Below are 12,280 nucleotides of genomic sequence, written 5' to 3'. Positions count from 1 at the left end.
AAGCCGGCAGGTGAAAGAGTTCCTAGCTTATAAACGGAGCAACGGTTGTATTTACACAGGAGGGGAATATCACCTAAAGTGGTATGTGGCATTTTCAGGATGCTTAAGCCCGCATGAATCTGTCCCTTCCAAAAGGACTGTAGAAGCTTTCATGGATATATAATAGATACGCAGGCTCACCCGGCAGCTTATATAATGCGGTCGCTGTTATACGTGAGTTTGGAAGGTATCTTTATGGTAGGGGATAATCTAACGTATACATAATCCCCGCAAAGAAGGTGCCGTTACCAACTCCTGTCCAGCCGTATTTTTCACGGCAGAGGAGGTATCTTCCTTCTTTGAAGCGTGTGATAACATAACTGAAGATATGCACTATAGGGGGAGGCATCTAGTCCTCCCCACCGTGTACAGGCCCTTTATTGCTGTGGACTGCGTTGTAAGGAAGTGCAGACCTTGAGCTGTAAAAATATCCACCTTAATAAAAGATATATAGATGTTATGCAATCGAAAGGCCCAAAGAGCCGCCGGATTTTTATATCAGAAGAGCTTGCGGATATTTTATGCAACATTCTTTCGATATGGGATATTTAAAACTTTTATAATGATTCTACTTTCTAAATTAGTATGATTAATAAGATAACATGAAAGTACATTCTGAATGTTTATTTATTATTGTAAAAGTAAAAAACAATTGCTATAATTTACCACTATAATTACATAATATACCAAAACGCATAAATTTATTGATTATTTCGCGTACCAGGCTCCACTGATACGCAGTTGAGGACCCACCTGTACGCACAATGAATCCATCTTCCTTTTGTGGTGGATTTTACAGAAGTTTGCTATATCCATAAAAAGGATGCTTCGTACCAATTCGTGGCCATGTCCTTGACTGATATAGCAAGCATCCGTGGGTAATCATTAAGAGGATAATGGAATAAAGTGTTACGCTCTGGTATCATTGGTGTAAATTGATGGTATCAAAATGTGTTGTAGATGGTATCCTTGGTGTGAAATAATCAATTTATTTATGGCTCGATACTATTTAGATTAAAACATTTCTACTTTCATAAATATTTTTATTTTTATTATTTACTTAGCTTAATAGCAATAATATCGATTATAATTTTAAGGAGTGAGAGAAGATGAGCCATATTAAAATTACATGGGATTTAAAAGATATTAGAAATGTTTTACTTGATTATTATGGAATTTCAGCTCAATACATTGAAACAGAAGAGTTAAGTGAAGGCGAGGATAATTTAAATATAAAAATAGTTTCAGATAAATATAGTTATGTACTTAGATGTTATAACTATACGACTGATAAAGAAATTGATTTTGAATTAGAATTAATAAATTATTTAATTAATAAAGGGTTTAATACAGCATCAATTATAAATAGTGTAAACAACGGTTTGTATTGCATATTCTGTGGTATAAAAGCTGCTCTATTTACATTTGAAGAAGGTAATCATATGAATAATGAATCATTAGAAGATGCTTTACTAGTTACTCAGCTTATAGCTAATTTACATAATACAGCTATAAATTTTTCTTCTGAAGTATATCGATCTCGAAATGATATGGATAGAATAAAAGCTATTTATAAGATTGATAAAACAAAAATAGTAGACTCGAAATATAATGAATTATTAATAAATATAGATAATTTTATTTATAGTTTTAAAAAAAGTTTAGAAAAAAATAATAAAAATTTAATTACAGGAGTAATTCATCATGATGCAAATAATACGAATGTACTATTCAATGAAATGACTAAAAACATAATATTATTAGATTTTGATGAATCACATATTACATATTTAATAAATGATATAGCGTCATTAATTCATAACTGGGCTATGGATGAGAATAACATGGAAATTAATTTAGATAGAGCTACGAAGATAATACAAACTTATAATTTATATCGTCCCCTTAGTAATACTGAAAAAAAAATGATTGGTGATTTTGTATTATTATTTCAACTTGCCGATGTTTGTGAATATGTCACTAGATCAATTATTCGGCATCCTGATAGGTTATATCCTGTAGAGAATTGTTATTCATATAAAGTTTATAAGAATTTGATAAAAGATCTGAAATGGCAGGAGATATTAAGTAATAGTATATAATTTTTTTGACGAAGGGTATAAAAATTAATGAAAGATGTAAAATGCTGCAGAATTATTAAGGAAATAGGTATCGAAAGAATTAAAAAAATGAAAATAAGTCCTATAGATAAGCCTGTATATATTGAAATATATAATAACAAGCTTATTATAATTGACGATGGTAAAAGTCAAAATTGGATTTTTGACATTCAAGAACAGAAACTAACAAGATTTCCTTTCATTAATATGAAATGTGATACAAACCGTATAAAATCAGCTCATAAAATGGGAAATAATGAGTTTCTAATTGTTTGTGGTAATCATCCTAGAGAAATTCTTTGTATTGATGACACAGGAAAAATAATAAAGAAATTGTTTGATTCTAATAAAATAAATGAGGTTCATTGGCCGAGCATGGCTATTACGTATAAAGACTATGTAATAATAGCTGATCAAGAATCCGTTATTGATGGTGAATATTTATCAGCGGGTATTGTAATTTTGCATAAGGACAAAGTTATATGGCAGTGGCGTCCTGGTAAAGAGATTTTAGGTGAAGCTACTTACATCGATGTACTACAGGGGAAAGAAATTATTATAACAGATACTATATTACATCAGGTATTATGTGTAGACATGGATAAAAATATTGTTTGGAGTTATGGAAATAGAGGAAGGCCTGGTTCGAACTTCGGATATTTGTCGGGTCCATTATGTGCAAGATGCTCATCAAGAAATACAGTATTAATATCTGATACAAGAAATAATAGAATATTAGAATTAAATCAAGAGGGACAGCTAATAGGAAGCATATTACCAATTTTAGATGAGGAAAGAGCTATGATAGGACCTTTTTGTTGTCCTGCTGTAATAGTAAGTCTTCCTAACGAAAATTTAATTGTAGCAGATACGGGTAATAATAGAGTGATTTGTGTTAGCAAAACAGGAGAGGTCATTTGGTATATAGGACAAAAAGAAGTTCCCCGAAGATTTCTATCCTTTCCTCGTTCAATTGAAAAGACAGATGATAACAAGTGGTTAGTGGCAGATACGAATAATAATAGAGTGATTGAAATTGATGCTAATAACAAAATTTATTGGTCATATGGTGATAAAGATGCTGTATTTAATGCTAAATTATACTGGCCTCGATGTGCTAGAATGGGAAACAATGAAGATATAATAATTGCAGATTCACTAAACAATAGAATTCTAGTTGTAGATAGATTAGGAAAAACTCTTTACGAGATAAGTAATATAATTAACCGCAATGGATGTACCATAAAATTGCTAGATGTTCACGATATTTATGTAACGAGTCATAATACATTGATAATAGTTGATAGTGAATCTGCATATGTAGCAGAAATTGATTATTCTGGGAGTATACATTGGTTAGTAAATCAAGATTCTAATGGAATAAAATTTAGAGATCCGCATCAGGTAAGTATGAATAAAGATAATACATTAACAGTGGTTGATAGTATTGGTATATGGATTCTTGAATTTAGAAGTGGAACAGTCCTAGGACGTATTACTGAACTTACTGATAAAGAGAATATGACAATAAAATTTTCATGTCCTAAAGCTATATGTGATACAGAAACAATTACTGTCTATTCAGATATATTTAGGATGGACTATAACCTTATAGTTTACGATAAAAATAAAAATTTGTTATTTCCAATTTATCAAGAATCATCTTCTAATGATGGTTATGTAAATCCAATATCTTCGTTTCATGATCCACGATTTATTGTTAAAAACAGTGAAAATAGTTATGTTATATCGGATTATTCAGCACATAGATTAGTTGTAATTGAGATAGTAATATAAATTTAATATAAATATTTAGGAGGATAATGATATGGACAAAAATGAAGTTTTAGCTTTTTATGGTGGAAATAAGAGTAGAGAACAACGTATAGTTCCTAGAACAGTAGCAAATGAGAAAACAAAAACAAAAATTATCGATATGTTAAATGCTGGTCAGTATTCAGATTGGTATGGTGGTAAAGCTACACATGAATTCGAGGAAAAGTTTGCAGAATGGAATAATGTGAAACATGCTATAGCAGTGAACTCTGGTACAGCAGCATTACATACAGCAGTAATTGCTGCTGGTATTGGACCAGGAGATGAAGTGATTTTACCAACAACAAGTTTTGTTACGGCAGCTTCAGCTATTTTATTGCAGAATGCAATACCTGTTGTATGTGATATTGAAAAAAATAGTTTAAACATTGATATAAATGATTTGAAAAAACGTATTGGTCCACGAACAAAAGCAATTATTGCTGTACATCTGTATGGTTATCCAACTGATATGGAGGCAATATGTCAAGTAGCGAAAGACCATAATCTTGTTGTTATTGAAGATTGTGGGCAGGCACATGGAGCTATGCTTAATGGAAACAAAGTAGGTACATTTGGATCAGTTGCATGTTTTAGTTTCGCAGCACCACGTAAAATACTTACTGTTGGAGAAGGAGGAATGGTAATTACCAATGATGATGTTATTGCTGATATTTGTCGCCAAGTTGTAAATAAAGGTAAAGAAAATGGCTGGTCAACACATAAGCGCATGGGATTTGGGTATATGATGTCAGAATTTGAATCTACTTTAGGTATACAAGGCATTGAAGATATTGAAAACGAAATTATGAGAAGAAGAAATGTTGCACATGTCTATGAAGAAGTATTGAGTGATTGTGGAATTGATGTTGGAATTGTTCCAGACAATATAAGACATATATATTTCAGAAAAGCATTGAAGTTACCATATGAACTTACTGCTTATAGAGACTGGTTTATCTATGCTGTTGAAGCAGAAAACATTAGTATTAAACCCCCACATGATTTATTACATCAAATAGAATGGCTGAAAAATAAAAATGCATATAATAATGAAATCTGCCCCTATAAGTGTAGTATGAGACAAGAGCTATTTACAGAATGGCCAGATAGTTTACCAGTAGCTGATGTAGAAATACCAAGAACTGTTGATTTGGAAACTGGCCCTTCGATGACAGTAGACGATGCTTATGTTTCTGCTAAAGGTATTTTAAAAGTATATAAATATTTAGAAAAAAATAATCAAAAGATTGAACCTCTAATTTTTAAATGATTTCATATTTACTGATAGTCAAAAAGTTTTGGTAATCTTCTGAAATATCAGGAATATCCTGTTTGTCTATTATAAATCGTATTATGCTTAACTTAGGCTTTTTTGCTATAATGCGAAAAAAATAAGCTACTTAAATAATATATTGCTGTTACCTCAGACACGATAGCTTTCAACGGTGTTCGTAGAAAGCGAATTGTTTTTGTCTTAATATCCTTGGGAAAAATGGATATCAAATGAAGCAGACCCATTGCAATGTGGAAATACATAACAAATACCTCAATGGATTTGACTATCATCTGGTTTTTCCCCTGTTACTGGGATTGCTTATATTTTTTTTAAAACTTTTGATTATGTAGTATTTAATTATATATATAAAGAAAGGATTGCAGAAGGAGGTGAATTATATGCCAGTCACACTAGAACAGCATTTAGATTTATTAAAAGTCAAAGAATTAAAATTTGAAAGTTATATCAATAATTGCAATGGAAAATTAGTCCAATTGGACAATATTCTTCCGGCTAGAAATATTAAGCGTGAAAAAGAGCGAATAACACAATATTTAGATAGCTTATGCGAAAATTATAAAAAAACTGTTGAAGAAATAGCTAAGCAACTACCTATTATGAATAGTGAGTGTAGATTATCAGTGTTAATTCCTGCTCGTTATGAGGTTAATACATTACCAATAATTTTAAATCTTTTATTGAATCAACACTTGAATAATTATCAACTATTATCACATGAAAAATATGAAGTGGTAATTATAAATAATTATTATGAAGATGAAATTATGGATGATTCAGAAGAGATTTTTAATTTATGGAAAAAAAGTAATTTTCCACGAAGCGAAAATTTTCATTTTATCACAAAGATATATACTAGAGATGAACAATATCCATTAACTATGACAAGACGATTTTTAGCCGACTCCACATTATTACGTGCAATACAACGGAAAGAATATAGTGAGCCTTTATATTTAGCACCAGAAGATGCTGATACTGTATGGATGGATTCATATCAAATAAAAATATGTATAGATACTTTGGATAGAAATCATGAGTTAGATGCAATTAGAGGACAGCAAGATAGATGCCCATGGGTATTGAGCCAGAATGATTTATTAATAACTATGCGTAGATCTTGGAATTTTACTGAAGCTTACTTAGCACGTCGTTCACTGTGGCCAGATCAAAATAGAAATTATAATTATAATTGGAATCGTATTGTAACTGGCGGTTGGAATACTGCATTCACTGCAGAAATCTATTCTCAAATTGGGGGATATACTCCTGAACGTTTTGTTGGTGAAGATGTTGATATTGGAGAAAAAATATCGTGTATTAGAGGAAGGTATGTAAATGATGAGTTTATACCGCAAGTGGCTACAATAGGCGCAATATGGACAAGATCTGAAGGATCTGCCCGTCGATGGACATTAAATGTCGCTCGGAATATTGACCCGTATAGTAGAAAAAATTCATATAATAATTTTTTCAATACTGAATATGAAAAGATTTATAAGAATGTAACGGAACAGGATATTTTAAAAGAAGCTGTATTTTGTTCAAGAATTAATAAAGAAAACGTAAATTTATTTGAAGAAGTTTTAGAAAAAGATTGGAAGTTCACAATGGAAATGCGAAAAATTGAAGAAGATGCATTAAAGCAATATAAAACAGTTCTTAGCTTTCTTGGATTTCAAGATGCAGATGTTAGTATAGACGGAGATAGATTAAAAATACATAATATTAATAATTATAAGCAGAAGTTGAATAGTTATCGATGTATGAATATGAGGGAGTTCCCTGGAGATGAGTTAGTAAATACGAAAAAAAGAGTTACATGGAAAAATTATAGTGAAAAGAGATTGGAGTTATAAATATGAGTAAACTAGCAGTACTTGGAGGAGAACCAAAACTGAACAAAAAAGAAATTAATTCTATGTGGCCGGTGTGGAATCAGTCTGATTTAAGTAACTTAAATCAGACATTGAACTCTGGAACTTGGTGCCGTTTGGGTTATGATAATTGGAATGATAGTACAACTGGAAGATTCGAACGAAAATTTGCTAATTTTACTGGTGGACATAATGTAATTACAGTATCTAATGGAACATTAGCTTTATTATTAGCGATGAAAGCGTTAGGGGTAAGACCAGGGGATGAAATTTTAGTATCATCAGCAACATTTATAGGAACAGTTACTCCAATTGCGACATTAGGTGCAGTTCCTGTTTTTGTGGATGTCAGCCCTAATTATATTAATATGGACCCAAAATGCTGTGAAGCGAGAGTAACTAGTAGAACCAAGGGTGTGGTTGTAGTACATTTAGCTGGTTTTCCAGCAGACATGGATGGGATTAATGAAGTATGTAAAAAGCATAATTTATTTCTTATTGAAGATTGTGCACAAGCAGTAGGAACTATGTGGAGAGGAAATCATGTAGGAACATTAGGAGATGTAGGTTGCTTCAGTTTTCAACAAGGTAAGATTTTGACTGCTGGTGAAGGTGGAGCGGTTATCGCTCAAAATGATGATATAGCAGGAGAATTATTTGCATTTCATAATTTTGAAAGTGTTGTTGGAGCACCAAATATAAAAAAACTCCAAATGAGTTTAAATATGAGGTTATCTGAGTGGCAAGGAAGTATTTTATTAGCACAGTTTGATCGACTTGAAGAACAACTTAAGCACAGAGAAGAAAATGTAAAAAAACTTCTTAGTTTATTAGATGAAGATGGTGCTATTATACCTATGAAATTGCCAGAACAGTGTAATAAACTTGGTTTTTTCTATTATCCATTCATTTATAATGATAAGAATATGTGTGGACTCTCAAGAGAAAATTTCTTTGATATAATTAATGCTGAAGGTATACATCTATGGGAAGGTCATACGGAACCCGTATACATGAGACCTACATTATTAAATAATCCTTGTGAGTACAAAAATGATGGATGCCCAGAGGCAGAATTATTATCTACTAAATCGGTTGTATTAGGTCATAAGTTTTTCTTAGGTCCGGAAGAGTGGATGGATAAATTTGCAGAAGCTTTGCGTGATATTAAGAAAAATATTACAACATTAAAATCAAAGTATGAGAATTAGTACTTTTGATTTTATTAACCGATTACAGTATAGATGCAAAATAGCGAAAGAGTGTTTTTGAAAGAATGATAATTTATTGAGAGGAGAAGTATGGTTAACTTTTGTTAATACATATGTATATAATATGAAAATTTTCTTGGCATACCCATTTACTGAATTAATTAATATCGAGTCAGGATTAGTAAATAAAAACGAAAAAGAATTTCTTATGAATTGTATAAAGATTCTTGGAGATAACAAATATTGTGTGTTTTCTGCACATAATCGTGAAGCTTATGGTGAGAATCTAATGAATGCGGATACAGCTACATCACTTGATTATAAAGAAATGTGCAATACAGATCTGGTAGTTGCATTTCCAGAAAAGTCTGGAGGCGTACATGTTGAATTAGGCTGGGCAGCTTCCAATAATAAACCAATTATACTTTTTATTAATAAGGAGTTTGACTATTCACCTATGATACAAGGATTACATAAAATTACAAAAATTAAATATGTAACATATGATCGAAAAAAAATGGAAAACGTACCTAATATTATGTTGGACGAAATAAAACAATTTGAAAGAGGTTTATTAACTTGAAAATCTATTTCTAGGAGGGCTAAATGAAAATTCTTTTAAATGCAGTACCATTTGGATATGGGCCAGTATCAAAAATTTTTAGTATTGCTCTAAAGTTAATTGAAGAAGGAAATAAATGTGTTTTTTGTGGCTGTGGTATTGCATATGAGTATATAAAAAGAGAAGAAATATGTGAAGTTGTTTATATTGATGTTAGAGAAGAAGAGGATAGAAATCATCTGAAAAATCTAGCAGATAATTTTGATTATATTTTAACTTCAATGAATCCAGATTTTGTTAAAGTAGTTCAAGGTAAAAAAATCGGTTATGTTGATTCTTTATTTTGGATGTGGGATGATTCTTATTTTGATGTAAATAAGGAATTAATAGATGTTGATAATTATTTTATTCAAAATACTTTTAATGCAAAAGAAAGATTATCTAAATTCAACATAAAAAATCCATATTTTGTAGGTAGCATTGTTAATACACTTGACCTAAAAAAACAATTTTCATCAAAAGTAGTCATCCACTATGGTGGAGTAGAAAATATTTATACACCCATAGAAAATATCACATATCCATTTAAAATGACAGAGTTCTTATATTCGTATAAACCATTATGGGAGGATTACGAATTAGTAGATGTTATCTGTAGTGAAAGGATATCAAATAAGTTATCAGAAAATATAAAAAACGAAGCGTGGAAATTTCATTCTAAAAGTCATAAAGAGTTTCTTAAATCAATTTGTGAGTGTGATATCTTAATAACTACACCAGGTTTGACTACTCTACTCGAAGCATATACATTGGGAATTCCAACAATATTTTTGCCTCCTCAAAATTATAGTCAATATTTAATTTTAAAGGGTCTTGAGAATTCTGGCTATCCATTTGAACTCCTAAACTTGCCTTATATTATAGAGGATTTTTATATTGCAAATAATATTACAGAAGAAGATGCAGTTAACTATATTTCAAAAAAATTAAAGGAATTTTTTCAAAATAAGCAAAGTATTTATATGTTATGCGATAAACTTTTCATACAAATCAAGAGAAAAGAAAATAGAGAATTAATACTAGAATTTGAAAAAAAATTTATAAATATGATTGGAACTGATGGGATAGAAAATATTTGTAATATAATTAATGAAAATAATTAATATCCAAGAATTGGGTGATCTTATGAAAGAATGTATAGATTTGCATATACATACAGATATTTCAGATGGTTTTCTTAAACCTAATGAGATTGTAAATTTAATGAAAGAGAATGATATAAAGATAGCCTCAATTACTGATCATGATTCAGTTGATGGATATCTGCAAGTAAAGGATATCATTGATGGCTCTTTTAGATTGATTCCAGGTATTGAGATAAGTACATTATGGGAAAATGATTTAGAATTGCATATTTTGGGCTATGGTATTGACGTTAAAAATAAGGATTTTAGACAATACTTAAATATTGTGAAAGAAAAAAAAATACAAGGAGTATGCAGTATATATAAAAAATTGCAGATATTAAATATTCCATTAGAAATACAAGAAATAAGCAAAAATATGTCATATGACAACATGGAAGCACTAATAAAACATAAATATCCAAATTCTAATCAAACATTTTATAATTTCTATTATGAAAATTATTATTGTTTTCATATAAAACCATTTATTAGTACGTATGAGGCTTTAAATATTATTAGAAATGCTTCAGGATATCCAATCATAGCTCATCTCGGTAGAGCAGATAAAACTGAAATAGAAAAAATAAAAATATTAGAACTGTTAATTGCAGCTGGCATCAAAGGCATAGAGTGCTATCATCCAAGTCATTCAGAACAATTCAAAAATATATTAATAGATATAGCACAAACTAATAAGTTATTTATAACTCAAGGTAGTGATTTTCATGGAAGAAAAAATGAGTATACTCAAATTGCTCAAAATTTATCTGAAGATATTAATAAGAATTCTTTATGTATATGTAATTATATATAACATGCTATATTTATAATCTAAGTTATGAAAGTCAGCAATCTGATGAAATGTCAAGATAGTAATTTAAAAGATTTTCATGGAATTGTTGAAAGAAGAGTTCACTTAATAAACCTTTATATTTTAGTAAAAAAGTAAATGTTAAAATGAGCTTATAAAGCAGGAGTACTTTCTACTCCCCGTGAAACAAAAAGTTGGTTTTAGCTAACAATCCAAAAACCAAACGGATAAATTTCCATGATGTAAGTACGAGTGCTCTTTTATGCTGATGAGATTTTTACTTCATCATATTTCTTCTGGTAGAAAGCTTTGTATGCAAGAAGATGATTATTACATTTCCTGTTGCTTCAACCAGATAGTAACGGAAAAATTTATTGCGTGCTTTACTCATCCTTGTATCTTCGGATTCAAAATACCTGACTGGTTTTCTATCCAGACAATGCCTGCATATTTAGTAAGAGCATCATGATTAGGAAAAGCTTTAATGCTTCCAATCTCAAACAGAATACTCGTAGCATATACAGGACCGATTCCAGGAGTGGACAATAAGCACGGGTATTCGCAAATATTTAATCCATTTACTGTTTTTTTCGATTGCTCTATCAATGGATTGGATTTCCTGCTCAAAAGCTTTTAAACAGTTAAAAAAGAGATGCTCCTGCAATGGTTTATGATTAATACAGGCATTTCTCTAATGGGTAAGAATTGCAGGCAGCTGCCTGAAGAAAAGAAATGACTTCTTCTCGGTATGAAAAACGATTTTACCTTTATTGCATATAAAATCATGGATAGTCAGCCTTTCTAAGCATTACAAACTCGCTGAACTTAAGAAATACAGTGGAGAGCATATAAGTCTTTCACGAGCCAGACACTCCACCAGATTCAGACGATGTCTTTTTTAAGTCTTTGCAAGGCCAGATACTGTGAGCCGCGCCATGGTTCGTGCGTAATGCACCTTACACGAGTAAAGTCAGCAATTACAAAAGCATCAATGGGATCTTTCTTTCCCAAGCCAATGAAAGATTTTCTGTAGTTGTCAACTCTCTTTAGATTTAGGCAATAAACATAAGTAATGTATGCAGCCCAAAAAACACTGGAAGAAAGTTAGCAATATATATATACCATAAAAGGAAGTAGATTCAATGGCAATTATAACACGGTTAAAAATGTTGTCAGACAGAAGATTGAAAAGTTTGTCGGCAATCTCCTCCACGCCGGACTGGGCATTTGGAACGGCAAATTAATGATGCTTCTTCTGTTCAAAGTAAAACACAGACAACATTTTCACGAGCAGATACATCGATACCCATAAATAAAGTAGATAAGTAATCTGATTTCTTCACGATATTACCGCCTTTGGA

General features: G+C 30.8%; 12 protein-coding genes. 9 read left to right on the top strand and 3 right to left on the bottom strand.

Annotated elements, in window-relative coordinates; all coding sequences use genetic code 11:
- Positions 1–232 precede the first annotated feature (232 nt).
- Positions 233–388, bottom strand: a complete 156-nt coding sequence (locus tag bsdcttw_RS22765) for a hypothetical protein (protein WP_185257055.1) — start codon at positions 386–388, stop codon at positions 233–235.
- A 56-nt stretch (positions 389–444) separates the two neighbouring features.
- Between bsdcttw_RS22765 and bsdcttw_RS25595 the strand changes: the two genes are divergently transcribed.
- From bsdcttw_RS25595 to bsdcttw_RS22720, 9 genes are all read left to right on the top strand, one after another.
- Positions 445–591, top strand: coding sequence for a hypothetical protein (locus bsdcttw_RS25595; protein WP_185257054.1), 147 nt, complete (start codon positions 445–447; stop codon positions 589–591).
- Positions 592–1,148: 557 nt separating this feature from the next.
- A complete protein-coding gene (locus bsdcttw_RS22755) occupies positions 1,149–2,141 on the top strand; it encodes a phosphotransferase enzyme family protein (protein ID WP_185257053.1) in 993 nt (330 codons plus the stop codon).
- Positions 2,142–2,168: 27 nt separating this feature from the next.
- Positions 2,169–3,956 carry an NHL repeat-containing protein gene (locus bsdcttw_RS22750; RefSeq protein ID WP_185257052.1) on the top strand — a complete coding sequence of 596 codons (1,788 nt, stop codon included), beginning with the start codon at positions 2,169–2,171 and terminating at the stop codon, positions 3,954–3,956.
- A 31-nt stretch (positions 3,957–3,987) separates the two neighbouring features.
- Entirely contained in the window at positions 3,988–5,247 is a 1,260-nt protein-coding gene (locus tag bsdcttw_RS22745) for a DegT/DnrJ/EryC1/StrS family aminotransferase (protein ID WP_185257051.1), read from the top strand.
- Positions 5,248–5,651: 404 nt separating this feature from the next.
- Entirely contained in the window at positions 5,652–7,130 is a 1,479-nt protein-coding gene (locus bsdcttw_RS22740; protein ID WP_185257050.1) for a hypothetical protein, read from the top strand.
- A 2-nt stretch (positions 7,131–7,132) separates the two neighbouring features.
- Complete coding sequence (locus bsdcttw_RS22735; protein WP_185257049.1) at positions 7,133–8,359, top strand: DegT/DnrJ/EryC1/StrS family aminotransferase; 1,227 nt, start codon at positions 7,133–7,135, stop codon at positions 8,357–8,359.
- Positions 8,360–8,435: 76 nt separating this feature from the next.
- Positions 8,436–8,942 (top strand): hypothetical protein, encoded by a 507-nt coding sequence (locus tag bsdcttw_RS22730; protein ID WP_207726457.1) that lies wholly within the window; start codon positions 8,436–8,438, stop codon positions 8,940–8,942.
- Between the two features lie 23 nt (positions 8,943–8,965).
- Positions 8,966–10,084, top strand: a complete 1,119-nt coding sequence (locus bsdcttw_RS22725; protein ID WP_185257047.1) for a hypothetical protein — start codon at positions 8,966–8,968, stop codon at positions 10,082–10,084.
- 22 nt (positions 10,085–10,106) lie between these two features.
- Complete coding sequence (locus bsdcttw_RS22720) at positions 10,107–10,922, top strand: PHP domain-containing protein (RefSeq protein ID WP_207726456.1); 816 nt, start codon at positions 10,107–10,109, stop codon at positions 10,920–10,922.
- 384 nt (positions 10,923–11,306) lie between these two features.
- Here the strand turns inward: bsdcttw_RS22720 and bsdcttw_RS25590 are convergent, their stop codons facing one another.
- Together bsdcttw_RS25590 and bsdcttw_RS25585 are read right to left on the bottom strand one after the other, a co-directional pair.
- Positions 11,307–11,465: an IS110 family transposase gene (locus bsdcttw_RS25590; protein WP_225903884.1), complete on the bottom strand. Its 159-nt coding sequence runs from the start codon at positions 11,463–11,465 to the stop codon at positions 11,307–11,309.
- 336 nt (positions 11,466–11,801) lie between these two features.
- Complete coding sequence (locus bsdcttw_RS25585; protein ID WP_408626495.1) at positions 11,802–11,930, bottom strand: hypothetical protein; 129 nt, start codon at positions 11,928–11,930, stop codon at positions 11,802–11,804.
- Between the last annotated feature and the right edge of the window lie 350 nt (positions 11,931–12,280).

Source organism: Anaerocolumna chitinilytica (assembly GCF_014218355.1).
In the GTDB taxonomy this organism is placed as follows: domain Bacteria; phylum Bacillota; class Clostridia; order Lachnospirales; family Lachnospiraceae; genus Anaerocolumna; species Anaerocolumna chitinilytica.
The sequence above is the reverse complement of the archived record's forward strand: the minus strand, read 5'-3'. Positions and strand labels throughout refer to the sequence as shown.

Bases quoted from the DNA above. Each gene is read 5' to 3' on its own strand.
- bsdcttw_RS22765 (WP_185257055.1), bottom strand. From the start codon at position 388: ATGCCTCCCCCTATAGTGCATATCTTCAGTTATGTTATCACACGCTTC.
- bsdcttw_RS22755 (WP_185257053.1), top strand. From the start codon at position 1,149: ATGAGCCATATTAAAATTACATGGGATTTAAAAGATATTAGAAATGTT.
- bsdcttw_RS22750 (WP_185257052.1), top strand. From the start codon at position 2,169: ATGAAAGATGTAAAATGCTGCAGAATTATTAAGGAAATAGGTATCGAA.
- bsdcttw_RS22745 (WP_185257051.1), top strand. From the start codon at position 3,988: ATGGACAAAAATGAAGTTTTAGCTTTTTATGGTGGAAATAAGAGTAGA.
- bsdcttw_RS22740 (WP_185257050.1), top strand. From the start codon at position 5,652: ATGCCAGTCACACTAGAACAGCATTTAGATTTATTAAAAGTCAAAGAA.
- bsdcttw_RS22735 (WP_185257049.1), top strand. From the start codon at position 7,133: ATGAGTAAACTAGCAGTACTTGGAGGAGAACCAAAACTGAACAAAAAA.
- bsdcttw_RS22725 (WP_185257047.1), top strand. From the start codon at position 8,966: ATGAAAATTCTTTTAAATGCAGTACCATTTGGATATGGGCCAGTATCA.
- bsdcttw_RS22720 (WP_207726456.1), top strand. From the start codon at position 10,107: ATGAAAGAATGTATAGATTTGCATATACATACAGATATTTCAGATGGT.